General features: G+C 73.1%; 19 protein-coding genes and 1 pseudogene. 6 read left to right on the plus strand and 14 right to left on the minus strand.

Annotated elements, in window-relative coordinates:
* Positions 1–59: 59 nt before the first annotated feature.
* The gene (locus Pflav_RS42910) at positions 60–1,619 is read right to left on the minus strand and encodes a serine/threonine-protein kinase (RefSeq protein ID WP_232071484.1); all 1,560 of its coding nucleotides are present in this window, start codon (positions 1,617–1,619) and stop codon (positions 60–62) included.
* Positions 1,620–1,908: 289 nt separating this feature from the next.
* Between Pflav_RS42910 and Pflav_RS16290 the strand changes: the two are divergent.
* Positions 1,909–3,018: pseudogene (locus Pflav_RS16290) on the plus strand (serine hydrolase domain-containing protein).
* Between the two features lie 8 nt (positions 3,019–3,026).
* Here Pflav_RS16290 and Pflav_RS16295 read toward each other — a convergent pair.
* From Pflav_RS16295 to Pflav_RS16310, 4 genes are all read right to left on the minus strand, one after another.
* Positions 3,027–3,704: an aggregation-promoting factor C-terminal-like domain-containing protein gene (locus Pflav_RS16295; RefSeq protein ID WP_173036930.1), complete on the minus strand. Its 678-nt coding sequence runs from the start codon at positions 3,702–3,704 to the stop codon at positions 3,027–3,029.
* A gap of 61 nt (positions 3,705–3,765) precedes the next feature.
* Positions 3,766–4,686, minus strand: coding sequence for an acyl-CoA desaturase (locus Pflav_RS16300; protein ID WP_173036931.1), 921 nt, complete (start codon positions 4,684–4,686; stop codon positions 3,766–3,768).
* Between the two features lie 228 nt (positions 4,687–4,914).
* On the minus strand, positions 4,915–6,795 hold the full coding sequence (locus tag Pflav_RS16305) for a LamG-like jellyroll fold domain-containing protein (RefSeq protein ID WP_173036932.1): 1,881 nt from the start codon (positions 6,793–6,795) through the stop codon (positions 4,915–4,917).
* A 927-nt stretch (positions 6,796–7,722) separates the two neighbouring features.
* Positions 7,723–9,078 (minus strand): MFS transporter, encoded by a 1,356-nt coding sequence (locus tag Pflav_RS16310; RefSeq protein ID WP_173036933.1) that lies wholly within the window; start codon positions 9,076–9,078, stop codon positions 7,723–7,725.
* Positions 9,079–9,319: 241 nt separating this feature from the next.
* Here Pflav_RS16310 and Pflav_RS16315 point away from each other — a divergent pair, with 241 nt between their 5' ends.
* On the plus strand, positions 9,320–9,850 hold the full coding sequence (locus Pflav_RS16315) for a GNAT family N-acetyltransferase (RefSeq protein WP_173036934.1): 531 nt from the start codon (positions 9,320–9,322) through the stop codon (positions 9,848–9,850).
* Positions 9,851–9,870: 20 nt separating this feature from the next.
* On the opposite strand, the gene Pflav_RS48750 is transcribed toward Pflav_RS16315, so the two are convergent.
* Positions 9,871–10,644 (minus strand): NADPH-dependent F420 reductase, encoded by a 774-nt coding sequence (locus Pflav_RS48750; protein ID WP_180201266.1) that lies wholly within the window; start codon positions 10,642–10,644, stop codon positions 9,871–9,873.
* 94 nt (positions 10,645–10,738) lie between these two features.
* Here Pflav_RS48750 and Pflav_RS16325 point away from each other — a divergent pair, with 94 nt between their 5' ends.
* Positions 10,739–11,353 (plus strand): TetR/AcrR family transcriptional regulator, encoded by a 615-nt coding sequence (locus tag Pflav_RS16325; protein ID WP_197938583.1) that lies wholly within the window; start codon positions 10,739–10,741, stop codon positions 11,351–11,353.
* Entirely contained in the window at positions 11,350–12,654 is a 1,305-nt protein-coding gene (locus tag Pflav_RS16330; RefSeq protein WP_197938584.1) for an MFS transporter, read from the plus strand. The genes Pflav_RS16325 and Pflav_RS16330 overlap by 4 nt, the downstream gene beginning before the upstream one ends.
* Before the next feature lie 5 nt (positions 12,655–12,659).
* Here the strand turns inward: Pflav_RS16330 and Pflav_RS45655 are convergent, their stop codons facing one another.
* From Pflav_RS45655 to Pflav_RS16340, 3 genes are read right to left on the minus strand one after another with little or no spacing between them, the layout of a single operon-like run.
* Positions 12,660–12,773, minus strand: a complete 114-nt coding sequence (locus tag Pflav_RS45655; RefSeq protein ID WP_415624321.1) for a TetR-like C-terminal domain-containing protein — start codon at positions 12,771–12,773, stop codon at positions 12,660–12,662.
* A 41-nt stretch (positions 12,774–12,814) separates the two neighbouring features.
* Positions 12,815–13,222 carry a TetR/AcrR family transcriptional regulator gene (locus tag Pflav_RS47965; RefSeq protein WP_332107761.1) on the minus strand — a complete coding sequence of 136 codons (408 nt, stop codon included), beginning with the start codon at positions 13,220–13,222 and terminating at the stop codon, positions 12,815–12,817.
* Positions 13,223–13,272: 50 nt separating this feature from the next.
* On the minus strand, positions 13,273–13,815 hold the full coding sequence (locus Pflav_RS16340; RefSeq protein WP_173036936.1) for a helix-turn-helix domain-containing protein: 543 nt from the start codon (positions 13,813–13,815) through the stop codon (positions 13,273–13,275).
* Positions 13,816–13,834: 19 nt separating this feature from the next.
* Between Pflav_RS16340 and Pflav_RS16345 the strand changes: the two genes are divergently transcribed.
* Positions 13,835–15,016: a pyridoxal phosphate-dependent aminotransferase gene (locus Pflav_RS16345; protein WP_197938585.1), complete on the plus strand. Its 1,182-nt coding sequence runs from the start codon at positions 13,835–13,837 to the stop codon at positions 15,014–15,016.
* A 28-nt stretch (positions 15,017–15,044) separates the two neighbouring features.
* Here the strand turns inward: Pflav_RS16345 and Pflav_RS16350 are convergent, their stop codons facing one another.
* Entirely contained in the window at positions 15,045–15,419 is a 375-nt protein-coding gene (locus tag Pflav_RS16350; protein WP_173036937.1) for a Rid family hydrolase, read from the minus strand.
* An 8-nt stretch (positions 15,420–15,427) separates the two neighbouring features.
* The gene (locus Pflav_RS16355; RefSeq protein ID WP_173036938.1) at positions 15,428–16,720 is read right to left on the minus strand and encodes an amidohydrolase/deacetylase family metallohydrolase; all 1,293 of its coding nucleotides are present in this window, start codon (positions 16,718–16,720) and stop codon (positions 15,428–15,430) included.
* A 62-nt stretch (positions 16,721–16,782) separates the two neighbouring features.
* Between Pflav_RS16355 and Pflav_RS16360 the strand changes: the two genes are divergently transcribed.
* Positions 16,783–17,946, plus strand: a complete 1,164-nt coding sequence (locus Pflav_RS16360; protein WP_173036939.1) for an alanine racemase — start codon at positions 16,783–16,785, stop codon at positions 17,944–17,946.
* A 17-nt stretch (positions 17,947–17,963) separates the two neighbouring features.
* Here the strand turns inward: Pflav_RS16360 and Pflav_RS16365 are convergent, their stop codons facing one another.
* The 3 genes from Pflav_RS16365 to Pflav_RS16375 all read right to left on the minus strand — a co-directional run bounded on the left by Pflav_RS16365 (position 17,964) and on the right by Pflav_RS16375 (position 21,250).
* Positions 17,964–18,656 (minus strand): hypothetical protein, encoded by a 693-nt coding sequence (locus Pflav_RS16365; protein WP_173036940.1) that lies wholly within the window; start codon positions 18,654–18,656, stop codon positions 17,964–17,966.
* The gene (locus tag Pflav_RS16370) at positions 18,653–19,381 is read right to left on the minus strand and encodes an ATP-binding cassette domain-containing protein (protein ID WP_173036941.1); all 729 of its coding nucleotides are present in this window, start codon (positions 19,379–19,381) and stop codon (positions 18,653–18,655) included. Before Pflav_RS16370 ends, Pflav_RS16365 begins: the two co-directional genes overlap by 4 nt.
* A gap of 963 nt (positions 19,382–20,344) precedes the next feature.
* Entirely contained in the window at positions 20,345–21,250 is a 906-nt protein-coding gene (locus Pflav_RS16375) for an NADP-dependent oxidoreductase (RefSeq protein WP_173036942.1), read from the minus strand.
* Positions 21,251–21,257 lie beyond the last annotated feature (7 nt).

The raw sequence follows: 21,257 nt of genomic DNA on the forward strand, positions 1-21,257 counted from the left end.
GTTGGTGGGCGTGTGGTGCGGCGCGTCCCACCACGAAGTCCCTGATCAACAGCGAGGGGTCAGTCCGGCGAGTTGACCCAGGTCGGGACGCCGTCCTGGCAGCGGATCTTCATGCGCACCAGGGTCTTGCCGTCGAACCAGACCCGCGCGACGTCGGCCGGTCCCGGCACCACCTTGGTCACGCGGTAGCCGCGCGCGGCCTTCCAGCTCAGGACCCGGACGTCGCCGTCCTTCTGGCACTTCGCGTCGACGCTGCCACCGGCCGAGGTCAGCGTCCGGGTCCGGTCCGGCGGCGGCGGTCCGGTCGGCCGCAGGATGGAGGGCGTCGGCTCGGCCGTCGGCGGCGTGACCTGCGGCGCGGCGCCCGTGGTGGGTGCCGTGGTCGCCGCGGCGGGACCGGTCGCCGGGCCGCCCGGAGCGCCACCCGTCGCCGGGGCGGGGCTGAGCGTCGGCCCGTCGGCTCCGCGCCCACCGCCGCCGGCCGGCGTCTCGTCCGTACCGCCGTCGCCGGGCGCGGTGGTCACCGTGACCGCGCTCCCCGCCGCGCTTGTGCCCCCGGCCTCCTGGGGTCGCTGCTCGGCGAGCGCGCCGCGCGGGCTGCCGCCCGGGCCGGCGATGAGCGTGGCCACCACGGCGGTCGCGACCACGATGGCGGCGCCGACCGCGACGGCGAGGGTGCGCTGCCGGCGCCGGTCACCGGCCGGCTCCAGCGTCGGGTGGTCGTCGACCGCCGCGCCGCTGGCCGGTGCCGGCGCGGCGGCGGGCCGCAACCCGCCGTCGGCCGGGCGCACCACCATGCCCGCGGCTCGCGCGAGGACGTCGGCCACCTCGGCGGCGCTGGGCCGGTCGGCCGGCTCCTTGGCCAGGCAGCGGCCGCACAGGTCGGCGATGCCGGGTGGCACGCCGAGGACCGGCGGCAGCGGGTCGGGCTCCGAATACGAGTGCGCGCGCAGCATCTGCGTGGTCGTCTCGGCCGCCCACGGCAGCCGGCCGACCAGGACGTAGTGGACCAGCAGCCCCAACGCGTAGACGTCTGAGGCGGGCACGATCTGGTCGCCGGTGAGCCGCTCGGGCGCCAGGTAGGCGGGCGTGCCGATCATCCGGTCGTCCTGGTCGAGGTCTTCGAGCGGACCGGCCGCGGCGGCGATGCCGAAGTCGACCACCTTCGCCCCGGCGGGGGTCAGGATGACATTCGCCGGCTTGATGTCGCGGTGCACCAGGCCGGCGTCGTGGGCCGCCGCGATGCCGCTGGCCACCTCGGCGCAGACCCGCATCGCCTCGTGTGGCGGCAGCGGACCGTCGGCGATCCGCTGGCTCAGCGTCGGCCCGCGCAGCAGCTCCATCACCACGAACGGCTCCGGCCTGCCGTCCGAGTCGGTCGACTCTCCGTAGTCGAACACGCCGCAGACGTGCGGGTGGGACAGGCGGGCGGCGGACCGGGCCTCGGCCTGGATGCGCAGGCTGGCGCCGGCGTCGGAGGCGAGGCGGCCGGCCAGCACCTTCACCGCGACGGGGCGGCGCAGCACCTCGTCGGTGGCCCGCCAGACCACCGACATGCCGCCGGTGCCGATCTGGTCCTCCAGCCGGTACCGGCCGCCCAAGAGCCGCAGCGCTTCCACGCGGCTCAGTCTGCACCAATGGGCACTGGACAGGGAGCCACCGTCCGGACGACGGATATAGGACCAGTCCGCCACGTATCAGGGGAGCCAGGACCACCTCCCCTTCGGACGGACCCTCACATCCCGCCATGGGAGGACGCGCCCGCGGGATCGGTCACCGACGATGGGCCGCATGAGACGACGACAGATGGTACGCGCCGTCGCGGCCGCCGCCGTGCTCCTCGTCGCGGTCGCCGGCCTGCCCGGAGCCGCCTCCTCGGCGCCCGGCGACCCGCTCGACCGCAAGGCGCTGGGCAGGGCACTCGCCGCGATCAACGCGGCCGGGGTGCCCGCCGCGTTCGCCGAGGTCCGCGACGGTGACCGCACCTGGTCGGGCGCCGCCGGCATCGCCGACCTGACCACCGCCCGCCCGGCCAAGCCCAACATGCGGCACCGGGTCGGGAGCATCACCAAGAGCTTCGTCGCCACCGCCGTGCTCCAGCTCGTCGCCGAGGGCAAGGTGGGGCTGGACGACCCGATCGGGCGGTGGCTGCCCTAGCTCGTCCCCGGCGAGCTGGGTCAGCAGGTCACGGTCCGGATGCTGCTCAACCACACGAGCGGCATCGGCAACTACACAAACGCGGTGCTGGACACGCTGGCCGAGGTGATCAGCGTCGGGAGCACGTCGTTCACGCCGGAGGAGCTGGTCCGGATCGGCCTGTCGCTGCCGCCGACCGGGGCGCCCGGCGAGCGTTTCTCGTACTCGAACACTGGCTACATCCTCGCCGGCCTGCTGATCGAAAAGGTCACCGGAAACGACGCGGCCGCCGAGGTCACCCGGCGGGTCATCCGCCCGCTGCGGCTCCAGGACACGTATTTCCCTGGTGCCGATCCGACGATCCGCGGCCCGCACGCCGGTGCCCACTTCGCGTTGCTGGGCGTCCGCGACTTCGCCCGGTACGACATGACGTGGGCCTGGACGGCCGGTGAGCTGATCTCCACACCGTCCGACCTGGACACGTTCTTCCGCGCACTGCTCGGCGGAAGGCTCCTGCCGCCCGCGCAGCTGGCGCAGATGCGCACCACGGTGCCGAGCGACCCGGCGCAGCCCGACGCCGGTGGGTACGGGCTGGGCCTCTACTGGGTGACCACCCCGTGCGGCCCGGCGTGGGGCCACGACGGCGGCGTTGTCGGGCAGATCACGCTGTCGATGCACTCCCCAGACGGCAGCCGCCAGCTGTCACTCGCCACCAACCTCAGCCACTACCAGATCGGACTCCCCGAGCTGCACCCGATCGACGCGGCGTGGATCAACATGCTGGTCGCCGGCATCTGCCCGGCTGGGCCTGCGGCGCGGGCCACGACCGGCACCACCCACGCCTCCCGCTCCCGGGCGCCCTCCCGATGCCGGCGGGCCTGACCGGCTGATCAGTACGAGCCGACGTCCTCGGAGTGCTGCCAGGCACCGCACGGGTCGTCGTACCGGTCCTTGATGTAGCCCAGTCCCCACTTGATCTGGGTCGCCGGGCTTGTCTCCCAGTCGGACCCGGCCGTGGACATCTTCCCGGCCGGGTACGCCTGGGGGATGCCGTACGCGCCGGAGGACGGGTTGCGGGCCTTGTGGTTCCAGCCGCTCTCCTTGGTCCACAGCTTGTCCAGGCAGGGCATCTGGTCGATGCCGAAGCCGCTGCTGATCAGGAGCGCGCAGCCGGTCCGGCGGTTGCCGCTGTACTCGTTGCAGGAGGCCGGGACCGGGCCGGTGTACGGCTTTGGCTCGGCCTTGGCCTCTTGCTCCTCGCGCTTCTTACGGCTCGCCGCGTCGGCGGCCTTCCGGGCCCGTTCGGCCTCGGTCCGCGCCGCGGCGGCCGCCTTCTCGGCGGCGGCGCGCTGGGCCTCGCGCTGCTGGGCCGTGGCGACCGTGTACTCCCGGTGGCGCTCCTTGAGGTACACGATCTCCTGCTGGCCGGCGTCGGCGGTGAGCTGGGCGCGGACCCCGTCCTGGTCGGCGGCCCGCCCCTGCCCCAGCTGGTAGCCACCGAGAACGCCGGCGGCGAGCAGCGACAGGGCCAGCGCCCGGATACCGAACCGGCTCCACAGTCGACGCATCGAGTCTGTCCTCCCTCGGGGCGGTAGTCGCGCCGCCGAGGATCCTGTCACAGATCGAGCGCTATGCGGGCGTGGGCTCCCGGCGGAGGCGGGCCAGCCGGGGTGTCGACGGCCAGCGGACGTCGTGGGCCCAGCCGAGCTTCTCGAAGATCCAGATCACCCGCGCCGAGATGTCGATCTCCCACGGGCGCACGCCGTGCCGGGCGCAGGTCGGGTCCGCGTGGTGCAGGTTGTGCCAGGACTCGCCCATGCTCAGGATCGCCAGCGGCCAGAAGTTGGCCGAGCGGTCGCGGGCGGCGAAGGGGCGCTCGCCGATCATGTGGCAGACCGAGTTGACCGACCAGGTGACGTGGTGCAGCAGCGTCACACGGACCAGGCTGGCCCAGAAGAACGCGGTCACCGCACCCCACCACGACCAGGTGATCAGGCCACCCATCACCGCCGGCGCCAGGAGGGTCACCAGGGTCCACAGGCCGAACGTGCGGTGTACCAGCCGGAGGTCGCGGTCGGCGAGCAGGTCGGGGGCGAACCGCTCCTGGTTTGTCAGGTCCCGGTCGAGGATCCAGCCCAGGTGAGCGTGCCAGAAGCCACGGGCGAGCGCGGCCGGCGACGTGCCGAAGAGCCACGGCGAGTGTGGGTCGCCCTCCTTGTCGGAGAACGCGTGGTGCCGGCGGTGGTCGGCCACCCAGTGCAGGATCGGGCCCTGCACCGCCATGCTGCCGGCGATGGCCAGCGCGATCTTCAGCGGGCGGCCCGTCTTGAAGGCGCCGTGCGTGAAGTACCGGTGGAAACCCACGGTGGCGCCCAGGCAGGTGAAGACATACCAGCCGGCGGCCAGGCCGACATCCACCCAGGACAGTCCCCAGCCCCACGCGATCGGCACGGCCGCGAGCAGGGCGAGGAAGGGGACGATGACGAAGACATACACGGTCACGTGGGCGGGCAGCCCCCGCTTGCCACCCAGCAGGGTCTTGGGGGTCACGGGTAGATAGGTTAGGCGAACTTCACTTCCGCCCGGGGCATGGCACGCGAACCGCCGCCCACTGCCTGGTGACGTCCGCGTTGACAGCGTCCGCCCAGGAAATGGTCTTGCTGGAATAATTAAGAATCTTTACATTTAAGTACGCCGAGGCGCTGACGCATACGAGCAAGCCGGCCTGAGTCGGGCGGGCGGCGGTCCGCCGTGGGATGCCGCCGCCCGCCCCAGCCGCTACTTGCCGTGCGGGGTGAGGAACTGCTCCGGCCGCAGCGCCTTCGACGAGATCCGGATGTCGCCGATCCAGCCGTAGAAGCCCTGGCCGTAGCCGAGGTCGAACGAGTTGGCGCCCACCACGAACGGCCGGCCCATCGTGCAGATGCCGGTCGAGGGCTGGGTGGGGTTACGGGCGATCTTCGAGCCGTCCACGTACACGGTCGTGGCGCTGGCGTTGTTGACCACCGCGAGGTGCATCCACCGGCCGGTCGGCAGCGCGTGGCTCCACGAGGTCGGGTCCGCGTCCTGCTTCTCCGGGTACACCACGAACTGGAGGAAGCGCTCCGGCGAGATGTTCAGGCTGCACGTCGGCTCGAGCGGCGACCAGCCCGTGGTCTTGCCGGCGTCACCGTTGCGCCCCTCCCAGTTGAAGATGCCCATCCACGCGTGGTCACCCTCGAACGGGTCCGGCAGCTTGACGAAGACCTCGATCGTGTACCCGGTCAGGAACTTCATGTTGTTGATCGGAGCGTTCGCCCCGGCCCGGAGGATCGCGCCGCGGTCCGGGCCCTTGCCGCCGTCGAAGCGGAGGCTGGCGTGCGCGGGCTGGCCGGGGTGGTGCTCGGCCGACCAGGTCACGACCTCGGGGGCGCTGGTGTGCAGGCGCTGGAGGGTGAGGTCGTTTCCGTTGCCGGTGAGGTCACGGGCGATGGCACCGGCGGGCACCGGGGCACCCGCGCCGCCCGTGCCGCTCAGGCCGGAGCTGTCGAAGCGCCAGTACGCCACGGTCGTGCGCGACACCACCGCGGCCGGCGGCCGGGGCGCGGTCGGCGGTACCGGCGCGAAGCCCTGGAAGCGGGCGTCGAAGTCGATGTCCACACTGAACCTGTCGATCGGGCCGGTGAGCTCGATCGTCTCGGCCTCGAGCGGCGTGCGCTTGGCCGGGTCCCGGGCGAGGAACCAGGGCGAGAACGTCTCCACGTCGATGACGTTGCGGACCATGTCGAAGTGGTACAGGCGGATCATGCCCGCGCCGCCGTAGTACCGGTCCTGGTAGTTGGTGATGTGGGCGTGCACGTCGTGGCCGGCGTCGTTCTTCAGGACGGTGCGGCCGGGCGGCCAGTAGTGCCCGTTGAGGGTGAGGAACACCTGGTCGTTCTTGCGGATCAGCCGGTCCCAGAGCCGCTGCCCGTTGTCCGACAGGTGCGCCTCGCCGCTGTCCTCGGCCCAGACCAGGTCGTGCGTGGTGACGATGACCGGGAGCTTCGGGTGCGCGTCGATCACGCCCTGCGCCCAGGTGATGCCGCGGTCGGAGATCCGCCAGTCGAGGGCGAGGACGAGCCACTCGCGGCCGCCGGCGCGCAGCCAGTGGTAGCTGTTGTACCCGTCCGGCGAGGCGCCGCCGAACGTGGGCGTGCCGGCGAACCGCTGCGGGCCGAACGCGCGCAGGTACGCCGAGTCGCCGCGCTGGTCGTCGCCGCCGCGGATGTCGTGGTTGCCGGCGAGGACGCTGTACGGCACCTTCCCGTCGATCAGCCGGAACGCCTGGTCCGCCAGCCCGATCTCGTGCTCGCTGCCGTGCTCGGTCACGTCGCCGAGGTGGGTCATGAACGCGATGTTCGCCTCGGCCCGCTCCTGCTTCAGGTACCGGAACGTCGCCTCCAGCGGCGCCGGGTCGGAGCTGTCCTCGTCGAAGAGGTACTGCGTGTCCGGCAGTACGGCGAGCGCGAAACGCGGGCTCTGCCAGTCGAAGCCGCCGGCCGCGCCGCCTTCGTGCGCCGACGCCGCCTCGCCGCCCGCCAGCAGCGCGGCGGCGGGGCCAGCCACGAGCGCCGCTGCCGCCGGCGCGGCGAGCAGCGTACGGCGCCCGACCCCGGGCGCCTTTTGCTTGTTGTCCATGGGAGCCTCCCAGCACCAGATGACGGCGTGACTCTGTCCGCCTCTGGTGAAGGCGTGGTAGCGCTTCCTTCAACGCCACCCGCCGCCACCTCGAAGACTCCGCGATCTTGCCGTCACGCACCGGCGCCGAGACGATCTTTCAGGCTCGGGGTCACATTCGATTTCTTGAGACAGGCCATCTGCCCCGGTCCGCGCCAGTCGCAGACCGTATGCTCCCGCGGGCACCGCGCAGGTCGGCGGCTCGCCAGCGCTCGCCGAAACCCCCGACCTCCGCTGCCACCCCGCGGTCCAAGCCCAACCCCAAGCCCGACCCGGGATCAAAGGTGGGTACGCAGGCACATTCGCTCTGCTTCCCTAGAGCGGCAACGCCGACGACCAGCGGCGACCTTGCCGCCAGGTGGGCCTACTGGCCCTGGCTGACGCTGATCCCACAGCGACCGCGAGACCCACTTCTTGATCGGCGCGGCCGGGTTAGCGAACCCGAGAGATCGTGGTACCCAACCGCCCCTCCAGGGGCAACTAAGTACCACGACATGCTAGACGACGGCCCGTCGTAGCGTCGGTCAAGGCAAACCCAGCGCCCTTCGGGCGCATGTCTGCCGTGGATGGACCCCCGCCCAACCGCCGAGCCAGGTCAAGGCTGGGCCTGGACCGCGGACCCAGCAGCAAAAGGTCGCGGTCGGCCGACCCCGCCCCGGGGTGAGCTTGCCCAACCGCGAAGGGCGAGGCCGCAGGAGCGACGGTCCGGACCCAATACCGCTCGGCCTAGTTCGACCGGCCCTGATCGGCGCGCGCGTGGGTCGCGGCCTCACCGCCGGCGATGCCGGCCGAGGGGTCTTGGGTGGTGGAACCGCGGAGGGTGAGGCCGCGGGAGCAGCGGTCCGGACCACCGCGGACGTCGCGGTAGCTCAAGGGCTTGGAATGGGTCTAGCCCACTGGTGTGGGGACCGGGGTGCGGTCGGGGCGGGCGATGTCGTCGCCCACCCGGCGTGCCCAGCGGCCGGCGGCGATCGCGTACCAGCCGGCGATCAGCGCGAACCCGGCGGCGACCACGAACACCGCGGTCGGCGAGTGGCCGTCGGCGGGGAGGGTGAGCGCGGCGGCGAAGAGGCCCAGTACGTACGAAAGGTTGTAGGTGGTGTCGTTGAGCGCGAAGACCCGGCCGCGGTAGTGGTCGTCGCACTCGTGCTGGATCGAGGTGTCCACCACGATCTTCGTGCCCTGCGCCGCGATGTTGACGCAGAAGACCGCCGCGACGAGCAGCGGCTCGGTGAACGACGACACGGTCAGCGGCAGCGCGATCGCGGTACCGGCGATAAGGCCGGCCACCCACCGCCAGCCGCCGATCCGCCGGGTGATGGCCGGCGTGATCAGCGCCGCCACCATCACGCCGAGGCTGCCCGCCACCACCACGAAGGCCAGCCCCGTGATCGAGTCCTGTACGTCGTCGTCGGTGACGAAGTAGTTGCGGTACAGCAGCAGCATGGCGAGGGTCAGCACCCCGAAGAGCGCGCGGAAGCCGGCCTTGGCCGCCATCGTGTACGCCGCGCCGCGCTTGCCCGCCAGGTGCACGAGGCCGTCGCCCATGCCCCGCACCACGTCCCCGATCGCCGAGCGCATGGGTGCCCGCGCGGGGACCGTGGCATGGTCCGGCCCGAGGTCGCCGACACCGAAGGAGCGCCAGGCGAGCAGGGCGGACGCCACGTACCCCACTGGTGCCACGAGCGCCATCGCCGCGTAGCCGGAGTCGCCCGCGGAGACCATCCAGTTGATCAGGACGACCGCGATGCCGAGGCCGGCGGAGAAGCAGACCGAGCCGAGGGTGCCGGAGAGTGAGTTCGCGGTGACGAGGCGTCTGTCCTCCACGACGTGCGGCACCGCCGCGGAGAGGCCGGCGAGCAGGAAGCGGTTGAGCCCGATGATCGCGAACGCCACCACCACGAACGCGACGCCCTTGTCACCCGCGTTGATCAGGGCCGCCGCCGGCAGCACCAGCGCCGCGCGCAGCAGGTTCGTGAAGACCACCAGCTGGCGCCGGCTCCACCGGTCGAGGAACACCCCGACGAAGGGCCCGATCAGCGAGTACGGCGTGACGAGCAGCGCCGACCCCGCCGCGATCGCCATCGCGCTTGTCTGGCGGTCGGGGTTGAACAGGACGCTGCCCGCGAGGGCGGCCTGGAAAAGCCCGTCCGCGAGCTGGCTGGACAGCCGTACGCCCAGGAGTCTCCGGAACCCGCGGACGGCGAGCAAGGAGCGGAGTTTGTGGGAGTCGCGGTTGGCCATGACGACCTAGCCTAAGCGCACTTTCCGGGTCGCCGGCTCGGGATGTGCGACGACCCTACTCGAGAAGCGATCGCAAACCGGACAGAAAGCGGGTGACGGTCCGCTCCCACGCGGGAGCTAACGGGCGTCCGCCGTCGCGGGCGAGGCCGCTCCGTGAACGGCTGGTGTCGGCTCGCCATCGGGTCGGTGCGCGCCGTGTCCGGCGAGTCGTGCCGCGCCGCGCCGCGGATAGAGTTGCCTGGTGGCTGGACGTCTGACGACCGAACGACTGACCCTGCGCCCGTGGGAGATCGACGATGCCGAGGCAGCCCTTGGCGTCTACGGCGAAGGCGGCGTGGCCCGCTGGCTCAGTCCGGCCATGGACACGGTCACCGACCTGAGCGCGATGCGCCTGATCCTCCAGCAGTGGATCGCCGAGGACCAGCGCCTCATCACCCCGGCGGGACGGTGGGCGATCGAGCGCACCGACGACAAGGAGCTCATCGGCGGCGCCGTGCTGCTCCCGCTCCCGCCCGGCGGCGAGGACCTGGAGATGGGCTGGCAGCTGCGCCCGGACGACTGGGGCCAGGGCTACGCCGCCGAGGCCGGCCGCCGCCTGGCCCAGTGGGCGTTCGACGAGGGGTCGGACGAGGTCTTCGCGGTCGCGCGCCCGGCCAACGAGCGGGCCGGCGCCACCGCCCGCCGCATCGGTATGCAGTGGGTCGGCGAGACCGAGAAGTACTACGACATGCGCCTACAGGTCTTCCGCATCCGGCCCGGCGACATCGACTGACCGCGCTCACCCGCCACTGTCTAGATGTCGGGCGGCGACTGGCGGCCCGTCGTGGTGCCCGTGGTGGGTATGCCGCTGCGGTCCCGTGGTGTCCTGGCGCGCGGGTCGTCGGAGGTACGTGCCCGTGCGGCCGCGTCCGTCCAGTCCTCCACGGTCGGCCGGGTCAGGTCGGCGTCGAGCTGGGCGTGCAGGTCGCGGGCGGTCAGGTCGGCCGTAAAGACCGGCGACCCCGGCTGCTGCCGGCGCCCACCCTGCGCCAGGTCGCCGGCGTAGACGGGCTCGAAGCCGAGCTCGTCGACGAGGTCGGCGACGGCCCGCTCGGCCTGCGAGTCGTTCCCCGAGATCGGGATGCCGTACCGGGTGAGGGCACCACCGGGCTTGCCGTAGTCGCGCAGGTGGTCCCAGATCATCGTGTTGAACGCCTTGACCACGTTGGCCTGCGGCAGGTGCCGCTGCATCAGCTCGCTGGACGTGATGCTGTTGTTGTCGAGCTCCGCGATGTGCCCGTCACGGTCGGGGTCGTAGTTCGTGGTGTCGATGACGGTTTTGCCGGCCGTACCCGCTATGGGGACGTCGGTGTAGTTGCCGAACGGTACCGACACGACCACGATGTCCCCGAACGCCGCCGCCTGCGCGGGGGTGACCGCGCGGCCGTGCTCGCCGAGATTGGTCTCCATCTGCCGCAGCGTGTCTGGACCACGGGAGTTGGCGATTGCGACGTCGTGGCCGGCGGCGGTGAAGTGCTTGGCCAGGGTACCGCCGATGTGACCGGCGCCAATGATTCCGATCTTCATGCCAACCGTCTACCCGCCGTGGCTCGCCAATAACGGTGCGTGGCCGTCCTCAATCGCTGTAGACAGCGTCTACGGCTACTGGTAGACAATGTCTATGAGCGAGGACGATCTGCGCGAACGGCTCGTCGCGGCCGGAGTGGAGATGGTGCGGGGCGAGGGCAGCGCGGTGCTCACGCTCCGCGAGATCGCCCGCCGCGCCGGGGTGTCGCACGGGGCGCCGCGGCGCTACTTCCCGACCCACCTGGCGCTGCTGTCCGCGATCGCCCGGGAGGGTTTCCGGGAGTTGGGCGAGCGGGTCGCCCGGCTGCTGGCGGACGGTGGCACGCCGCACGCCCAGCTGCGCGCGCTCGGGCGGGCCTACCTGGAGTACGCGGCGACGAACCGCGGGATGTTCGAGCTGATGTTCCGGCACGACCTGCTGGAGAGCAACCGGCTCGGCCTGCGCGAGACGAGCCTGCCGCTTTTCGAGGTGCTCGTCGAGCTGACCGGCCGGGCTCGCGCGGCGCGCGGGCCGGCGGCTCAGGCGGAGGGCACGCCAGGCGGGCGCGGGGCGGAAACGAGGGTGGCGGCGGGCGCGCTCTGGGCCAACCTGCACGGCCTCGCCCAGCTCTGGACCTGGGGGAGCCTCCAGCTCGCGACCGGCCTCGACGACATCGAGCCGCTGCTCGACGCGGCCATCAAGGCGCACACCGGGCCGGAGACCGCGTGAGCCGCCCACGGATCACGCTCGCGGTCAGCGTCGCGGGCGCGATGCTCGTCGCCCTGGACGGCACGGTGCTCACGGTCGCGCAGCCGACGCTGCGGCGGGACCTGGACGCCACGTTCGCGCAGGTGCAGTGGGCCAGCACCGGGTACCTCATCGCGGTCGCCGGCCTGCTCGTGGTCGGCGGGCGCCTCGGCGACCTGTACGGCCACCGCCGCCTGCTCCTCACCGGACTCGTCGGCTTCGCGGCGGCGTCGGCGGCGATCGGGCTGGCGCCGAGCATCGGGTGGGTGGTGGCGATGCGGGTGGTCCAGGGCGCGTTCGGGGCGCTGCTCCAGCCGGCGACGCTCGGGCTGCTGCGGACGGCGTACCCGGCCGAGCGGCTGGGCTCGGCCATCGCGGTCCGTACCAGCGCGATCGCCGCCGCCGGCGCGGCCGGACCGGTCGTCGGCGGTGTGGCGGTCGACATGTTCGGCTGGCGCGCGGTCGCCCTGCTCGGGCTGATACCGGCGGTCGCGGTGGGAACGCTGGTCCTGGCTGTCCCGCCCGCCCCCGCGACCCCGGGCAAGCGGGGGCTCGACGTCCGGGGCGCGGCCCTCTACGCGGCGACGCTCGCCGGCCTGGTGCTCGCCCTCGTCCACCCACCCGCGCGCTGGCCGGCGCTGGCGGCGGGGCTGGGGTGCGCGGTGGCGTTCGGGTGGCACGAGCGGCGCTCCGCCGACCCACTGGTGCCGCCGGCCGTGCTGCGCGTGCGCGCGGTACCGGTGGCGCTCGGCGTGCTCGGGTGCGTGTCGGGGGCGGCGTTCGGGACGCTGTTCGTGATCACCTACCTGGTGCAGGACGGCTTCGGCCTCGATCCACTCCACACTGGACTGCTCGCCCTCTGGCTCAGCGCCGCGATGGTGCTCGCCGCGCCCGCCGCGGGCCGGCTGATGCGGCGCCACGGGCCGCGCCCCGTCGCGGTCGGCGCGCTGCTCGCCGCGACGGCCGGCATCGCGTCGCTGGCGGGGGCCGAGCGGGCCGCGGCGGTCGGCGCGGGGCTGGTGCTGCTCGGCGCCGGGCTGGGCGCGGCGATGGTCGTGGCCACGGCCACCGTCGTGGGACATGCCCCGGCGGAGGCGGCCGGCGTCGTCGGCGGCCTCCAGCAGACCGCGATGAACACGGGCCCGGTCGCCGGCATCGCGGCCGCCGCGACGTTGCTGGGGTACGGCACGCCGGCCGCCCTCCTCGTCCTGGCCGGGGTCGCCGCGACCGGCGCCGCGCTGGCCACCCGGCTCCCGTCGGGGGTGCCGGCGCCGGTCCGGTGAGCGGGTCAGTGCGGGAGGCTGGCGATCGTCATGCGGACCAGCCGCTCGTACGTCTCGTCGAGATCCTCCGGCAGCCCGAAGCCGCCGCTCGCCTCGATGGACGCGAACCCGTGCACCACCGCCCGCGCGCAGCGGGTCGCGTGGATCGCGTCCGAGTCGGTCAGCCCGTACCCCGCAGCACCGCCAGGAACACCTCCAGCAGCCGCTGCGCCGGCCCGGCCGTGCGCGGGTCGTGCAGCGGGTCGGCGGGGATGGCGGCGTAGCGGGCGGGGTGTGCGGTGACGTACGCGCGGTACTCGTGCATCAGCACCGCCACCGCGTCGTCGCCGGAGCGACCCATCACCGCGCGGCTGAAGCGGTCCGTCATCTCCTCCAGGACCCGCGCGCCGACCAGCGTGCGAAGCTCACCGAGGCTGCCCACGTGCTTGTACAGCGAGGGGGCGGCGACGCCGGTGCGCTGCGCGACCGCGGCCAGCGTGAGCGCGTCGGCGCCCTGCTCGTCGACGATGGCGATCGCCGCCTCGACCACGGCCGCGGTGGAGAGCCCGGCGCGGTAACTACGCTTCATAGCCGCAAAGCTAACTTCAGTAGCCCGATCCGTCAAGGTTGCCCAGTCCGTCAAGGATGGGCCATCACCAGGACGCCGCGCGCCGGGCCACCGATCGCCTGGTACAGGTGTGGAACGTCGCCGGGGAACCGGATGAAGTCGCCCGGGCCCAACTCGGCCGGCTCGGCCACCGGGCCGACGCGCAGCCGGCCGGACACCACGAGCAGTGACTCGGTCACCCCGGCGGGGTGCGGATCGGCGTGCCGGGCGGTGGTGGCGAACTCTACCTCGTAGAACTCGGCGAGTCGCTGCCCGCGTACCCGATCGAGCAGCCGGGCCGAGACCGCCCCCTCCACCCGCGTGCCGTGACCGGCGCGCACCACCTCGACCCGGGTCCGCGCCGGCTCGCCGATGAGGTCGCCAAGCGCCGCGCCGAGCGCGTCCGCGAGCGCGTAGAGGGTGTCGATCGTGGGGTTGCCACGCCCGGCCTCGATGTTGGTGAGCGTGGCCCGGCCGACCCCACTCCGCTCGGCGAGCGCCACGACCGAAAGGCCGCGCGCCTCACGGAGGGTGCGGAGGTTGGCCGCGATACGACTGGCGGGAGAGTCGTTCATGCGCACTATAGTAGTCACCATGACTACTTCAGGAGTCAGAGCGGCACGCCGGATGTCCGAGATCGCAGGGTTCGGGATCGACCGGGTGGCGCGCAGCGCCGACCAGGTGACCTCGCGGTGGCCGGTGCTGCGCCTGGAAAACCTCGACACCGACCTGCCACTGCCGCCCGAGGCCGTGCCGGTCACCGCGGCCGCGCTCACGACGCCACCGGCCAACTCGTGGCTCCCGTTCACCGGCGACCTGGACCTGCGCGCGGCGATCGCCGACCTGCTGGCCACCCGCACCGGCCACCGGTACGACCCGGCCGAAGAGATCATCGTGACCAGCGGCGGCACCGAGGCCGCCCTCGACTGCCTGCTCGCCACGATCGACCCGGGTGACGAGGTGGTGCTCGGCGATCCGACGTACGCGGGGCTTGTCAACCGGGTCCGGCTGGTCGGCGGCGTGCCACGGTTCGCGCCGTACCGGGTGGTCGCCGGCGAGTGGCGCCTCGACCTCGACGCGCTGCGCGCCGCCGTGGGGCCGGCGACCCGGGCGCTGCTGCTGATGAGCCCCTCCATGCCCTCCGGCGCGGTGCTCGACGAGGCGGAGTGGCGCGCGGTCTGCGACATCTGCCGCGAGCGCGACCTGCTGCTCATCTACGACGGCGCGATGGAGAGCCTGCTCTTCGACGGCCGCCCGTTCGTCCACCCGGTCCGCGAGCCGGGCATGGCCGAGCGCACGCTGGTAATCGGCTCGCTGTCGAAGGAGTTCCGGATGATCGGCTGGCGGGTCGGCTGGGTCGCCGGCCCACGCTCCCTTGTGGAGCACGTCGGCTGGGCCCACGTCTACAACACGACGACCCCGGTGGGCATCGCCCGCGCCGGGGCGACCGCTGTCCTCCGCGGCGACCACGGGCATGTCGCGGCGGCCGCCGCCGAGCTCCAGCGCCGCCGCGACACCATCCTGAGTGGCCTGGCCGGCCTTCCGCTGGTACGCCCGGCGGGCGGCTGGTCGCTGCTGCTGGACACCGTGGCGATGGGCGTGGACCCCGCGGAGGCCTCGCGGCGGCTGCTGCGCGACGGCGCGGTCGCGGCGACGGCCATGACCGGCTGGGGCGACGCGGTAGCGGCACGCCACATCCGCTTCGTCTTCAGCGCCGAGCCGGTCGAGCGCCTGGCCACCCTCCCCGAACGCCTGTCCGCGGCAGGCCTCCGCTAACCGTTTGCCGCTGCCCCAGCCCGGCCGGCTAGGGGCCGGTGTAGAGGACGGCGTCCGCCTCGATGTCGAAGCCGCTCAGCGCTACCGGCAGCGTCGTGCGTACCGGGGCCACCAGGCCCTTGAAGTACTGCGCGAAGATCGTGTTCATCTCGGCGAAGTCGTTCCACTCGCGCAGGTAGACGCCGACCCGCACCGCGTGGTCGAGGTCGCTGCCGGCCGCCTCGGCCACGCGCGCCAGGTTGGTGAACGTGAGGTGCGCCTGCTCGGCGAACGCCCCGCGCACCCAGGTGCCGTCCGGGAGGCGGGGGACCGCACCCGCGAGGTACACGAAATCGCCGGCGATGACCGCCTGCGAGAAGGGGCCGCCGACGGGCGCGGCGTTGTCGGTCGAGATGGCGCGCATGTTTTCTCTCATCCTTCTGGGCTGACTTGCGTCGATGGGCTGACTTGCGTCGATGGTCGCGGAAACTGCTCGGTCAGGCCATCCGGGCCGACGAGGGGCCGGCCGAGGAGGGCGCGCAGGGCCTCGTCGCGCCGCTCCAGCGCCGCCCGCTGTGAGGGCGTCAGCGGTATCCACGGGGGCGGCGGCTCGGGCAGCGACGGCGGGAGGGGGCGGCCGGCGACGTACGTGGCGACGTTGACCAGCCGCTCGGGCGCCTGCCGTACCTGCCCGTGCGCGTCGGCCACCGGGAACGGCCCGTCCTCGACCGCGAAGACCGCGATGTCCGCCGGCGCGCCGACCGTGAGGGTCCCCACCCCGCCGGGCAGCCGCAGTGCCGCCGCGGGCGTGGCGGTGGCCGCCGCCACGACATCCTCCAGCGGTACGCCCACCGCGCGCAGCTTCGCCATCGTGGTGGGCAGGTCGAACACCGGCCCGTACCGGCACCGCGCGTGCAGATCGGTCGAGACGGTGTGCGGGGCCAGCCCGGCGGCCAACTGCTCCTCCAGCACGTCGAACGCGAACCCGCCCGCGCCGTGCCCGACGTCGAGCAGCACACCCCGCGCGTACGCCTCGCGGACCACCGGCCCGGCCCCGGTCTCCGCCACGCCACTGGCACAGTGCGTGAGGATGTCGCCGGGGCGCAGCAGCGGGAGTACGTCGGCGGGGCCGGGCGGGCCGCCGGCCACGTGCACCATCACCGGCAGGCCTGCGGCGCGGGCCACGTCGAGGGCGCGTTCGAGCGGGCGTACCCCGTTGGCGCCCACCGCCTCGTGGTCGATCCGCACCTTCACGCCCGCGACGAGGTCGGGGTGGCGGGTGACCGCGTCCAGCGCGGCGTCCACGTCGAGGCGGGCCAGGTCGTCGGACTCGCCGGTGCGCCCGGTCAGGCCCAGCGCGGAGATGTGCAGGAGCGCCTTCACCCGTACCCGATATGTCCCGACCGCGGCCCGCAGCGCGTCGATCCCCCACGCCCCCGCGGACCCCGCGTCCACCCATGTGGTGACGCCGGAGTGCCAAGCGACTGGGTCGGGGTGGATGCCCCAGTAGGTCGCGCCCGGGTGCACGTGCGTGTGCAGGTCGACAAGCCCCGGCGTGACAAGGTGCCCGGTGACGTCGACGACGTCACGCGCGGAGCCGGCCGGCAGCGCGGGGGCGACCGCGGCGATCTGACCGCCCCGGACCGCCACGTCGTAGCGGCCGACGTGCCCGCCGCCCACATCGACCACGCGCCCACCGGTCAGCAGCAGGTCGTAGATGGTCATGCTCCTCGTCGGGCGCGCGCCTAAGATCAGCTCGGACGTGGTGCTCAGCCTATGGAGGCGCGGTGACGCTCGACAAGGGTTTCTGGGGGCCCGGTGACCCCGTGGGGCAGTCGATCTTCGGCGGTACTTTCGGGTGGCCGCTGCTCGTCGCGCGGGCCACCGCCGTGGAGCGCAACATCGCCACGCTGGCCACGTACGCGGAGCGGCACGGCCTCGCGTTCGCCCCGCACGGCAAGACGACGATGTCGCCCACGCTCTTCCAGGCGCAGCTCGCCGCCGGCGCATGGGGCATCACGGTGGCGACCGCACAGCAGGCGCGGGTGTGCCGGGAGCACGGGGTGCCGCGGGTTCTTGTCGCCAACCAGATCCTCGACCCCGCCGCGCTCGCCTGGGTCGCCGCGCAGACCGACGCCGGCTTCGAGATCTACTTCCAGGTGGACTCGCTGGAGGGCGTCGCGGCCGCCGCGGCCACGACCGGCGTCCGCCCGCTGCCGGTCCTCGTCGAGATCGGGTACGCCGGAGGCCGCACCGGCTGCCGTTCCGAGTCGGCGGCCCGCGCGGTGGCGAACGCGGTCGCGGCCTCGCCCCGCCTCACGCTGGCCGGCGTCACCGGGTACGAGGGCGGGCTGCCCGACCAGCCCGCCGTCGCCGCGTTCCTCGACCTCCTGCGCACCGCCGCCGTCGAGCTCGCCGACCTGCTCCCGCCCTCGGTGATCGTCTCGGCGGGCGGCAGCGCCTGGTTCGACGTGGTGGCCGCCCGCCTGCCCGGCGACTGGCTGCCCGGCCACCAGGTCGTCCCGGTGCTGCGCAGCGGCGCGTACGTGACTCACGACGACGGCTACTACCGCGAGCACACACCGTTCAACCGGGTGCACGGCGAGGGCGTGCTGGACGCGGCGCTGGAGCTGTGGGCCCAGGTCATCTCCACGCCCGAGCCCGGCCTGGCGATCGCCGGGGTGGGCAAGCGGGACGCCCCGTTCGACGAAGGGCTGCCGGTACCGCGGGCGATCCACCGGTCGGGCTCGGCAGTGCCCGCGGACGGCCTGCGGGTCACCCGGCTGATGGACCAGCACGCGTTCCTCACGGTGGATGGCGCCGACGTGGCCCCTGGTGACCTCGTACGCTTCGGGATCTCGCACCCGTGTACCGCGTTCGACAAGTGGCGCGCGATCCCGCTCGTCGACGACTCCTATGTGGTGGTCGACGTGCTGCGCACCTACTTCTGACCCGTCCCGGGAGCCGCTCAGGCGTTGCGGCGCCTCAGTGTGACGTACCCGACCAGCGCCACCGCCGCCCACGCCGCCGCGAACGCCGTCTGTACCGCCAGCGGGCCCGCGGCCAGCCCGTCCACCGTCGCCCGCGCGGTCGGCAGCAGCGGCGGGGCCAGCCACGGCACCGGGGAGTCCTTCGTACCCACCGCGAAGGCGAGCACCGTACAGCCCGCGAGCACGGCCAGCCCCCGAGCGGCGTTACCGACGGCGGCCCGGCTCGCCACCGCGCCCAGCAGCAGCGCGGGCGGTACGAGCAGCAGGTGCGCCCACACGCCGGCGACCACCCCGGACGCCAGCGACGGGTCGCCGGGGCGCTGCGGGCCGGTGATGCCGCCGAGCGCCCACGGCAGGGCCAGCGCGATCGCGACGAGGGCGAAGGCGGGCACCAGCGCGGTGAGCAGGCCGGCGACGATCTCTCGGCCCAGACCGCCGACCGCCACTGTGGAGAGCTGGCGCTGGGTGTCCGGCTCGACGTTGAAGAGGATCTGGGTCTGCCAGGCGACGACCGGGAAGAGGACGGCGGCCGAGAAGCCGTACGCCTCGGCGGCCTGCGCCTGCCCGCCGCCGTAGATGACGCCGAGCACGACGAGGACGCTGAGCAGCGGGGCGAGCGCGCGACCGGTACGCAGGAACGCGACCAGCCGCAGCCGGATGAGGGCGGTCATGACGGTATCCGCACTCCCAGGACCCGGTGTCCGGCGGCGCGCAGGCTGGCCACCGCCGCGTCGACCTCGGCACCGGTGACCGCCACCTCGATCACACACTCGACCGGCGCCAGCTCGGGTGTGGACAGCTGCCCGTCGACAAGCTCCCAGGTACGCACGTCGGGCAGCGACCCCACCTCGCCCAGGTGGTCGCTGATCAGCACCCGGCCGCCGCGGTCGAGGGTCTGCGCCACGATCGCCGGCACCTTGGCCCGGGTGGCCGCGTCGAGGCCCTCCCACGGCTCGTCGAGAATCAGCAGGTCGGGGCGGTGCACAAGGCCCTGGACCAGGCCGACCTTCTGCGCGGACCCCTTGGACAGCTCGGCGAGCGGGCTGTCCAGCAGCGGGTCGAGATGCAGCCGCTCGGCCCACTCACCCACCGCGCGGCGACCGTCGGCCGGCGCGAGGCCGTGGATCGCGGCCATCCCCAGCAGGTACCGGCGGGCGGTAAACGGCTGGTCCGCCGGGAACCGCTCCGGCACGTACCCCACCCGGGCCGGCCGCTCGCGGACCGCGCCCCGCTGCGGGCGCAACAGCCCGGCGGCGAGCTTCAGCAGCGTCGACTTGCCCACCCCGTTACGGCCGACCACCGCGACCGCCTCGCCCGCCGCCACCGAGGCCTCGACCCCGCGCAGGACCCACGGCTCACCACGGCGGTACCGGAGCCACACCCCGTCCAGTCGCACCGGCCGATAATGCCACGCGAAACTGGTGGCCTATCCGGCGGATCTTTGTAGGACGGCGGCGGGCCCAGACGGCGGCGCCGCGCGGACTTCGGGAGGGTGTCGCTCGCGAGATGCTCTCGAGCTGGGCGCAGCACTGCGCCCGCCGGCCGTGGTCGCCGCAGTGCCCTGCGCGCCGAGCCTTCGATGCGAGCGCGAGGCGCCCGAGACCGATCCCGCACGACAATCACGGGCTCACATCTCGACCCCGAAAAAAAGGACCCGGCCATACCTGACACTCCGTGCGGCCTCGGAGAATGCCCAGGTCATTGCCTTGATCACTTTAGGCTGGTCGCATTGGGTCAAGACCGCCGCTCCCGCAGCCTCGCCCTCCGCGGTTCCACAACCCAAGACTCCTCGGCCGGCGGCGCTGGCGGTGAGGCCTCGACCCCCACCCATCCACACACCGACCAGAGCCGGTCGAATCGTGAACGCTCGACCGGCGCCGCACCCGGACGCTATCCGGCAGATCGTGGTATTTAGCTGTGGTTATAGCGACAGCTAAATACCACGATCGCTGGCGTGCTCCCACTGGCATGCGGACAAACCGGCTAAAGCGCCCAACACAAGGTGTCGCTGTGGCCAAGCCCGCGAGATCTAGGCGACTTCCTGTCGTCCTGACGGCAGAAAGTCGACTAGATCCAGAGTTTCCGTCGGGGGTGCGCAGACTCGGCGCCGGAAGTCATTCCGGGGAAAGTTATGGTCGTCGCCGAGGCCGCCCCCGTCTGGAGCCGACTCGCGCGGCGTTCACGTGGCTGGGCGCATCGGTGCGCCCAGCTTGAGAGGCCCCGCAAAGCACACCCAGGGCCCCGCCGCGCTTGAGTGCTGTTTGGTTGTGCGAACGCGGAGGGTGAGGCCGCGGGAGCAGCGGTCGGGACCACCGCGGACATCGCGGTAGCTCAAAATCTCTGTCTTGGAATTGATCCTCTAGTGGTCCAGCAGGAGCACGATCTTGCCGCGGCCGTGGCCGGTTTCCAGCTCGCGGTGGGCGTCGGCGGCACGGTCGAGTGGATACGTATGCCGGACGTGGAAGCGCAGCTCGCCCTTGGCGTACAGCTCGGCGAGCCCGGCCAGCCGCTGCGCGGACCGCACCCCCTCGACCACCCGGACGCCCAGCCCGGCGGCCCGCTCGTGGTCGACGAGCGTGAGGATCCGCCGCCGGTCGGCCACCAATGCCAGCGACGCGTCGAGCGCCTCGCCGCCCGCCCCGTCCAGCGCCGCCGTCGCCGCGAACGGGCGCAGCCGCTCGACGAGCCCGTCGCCGTACGCGACCGGTGTGGCACCCAGCTCCCGCAGGTAGTCGTGGTTGTCCGGCGCCGCGGTGCCGATCACCCGCGCCCCGGCCCGCACGGCGAGCTGCACCGCCATGGTGCCGACCGCGCCGGCCGCTCCGTGCACGACAAGCACGTCTCCTGAGTCGACACTCAGCGCCTCGAGCGCGAGCGACGCGGTCTGCGCGCCCGCCGTGAAGCCGCCGGCCACCTCCCACGGCATCGCCGCCGGCTTGGGCGTGACGTGGCTGTCGGGCACGACGACGTACTCCGCGTACGCCTGGAGCTGCCCGAACCCGAGCACCTCGGCACCGGCGGCCACCCCCGTGGCGCCCGCCCCGACCTCGTCGACCACCCCGGCGAACTCGTTGCCCGGGATCCTCGGCAGCGGCTTGGTCACGCCGGGCGGCGTCCACCCGGCGCGCACCGCCAAGTCGTACGGCTGCACGCCGGCCGCCCGCACCCGTACCCGCACCTGCCCGGCACCCGCCCGCGGAGTGTCCACCTCGGACACCCGCAGCACCTCGGGTCCCCCGTACTCGCTGAAAATGGCCGCCCTCATGGGAAGC

Origin of the sequence: Phytohabitans flavus, from assembly GCF_011764545.1 — a bacterium.
Lineage (GTDB): Bacteria > Actinomycetota > Actinomycetes > Mycobacteriales > Micromonosporaceae > Phytohabitans > Phytohabitans flavus.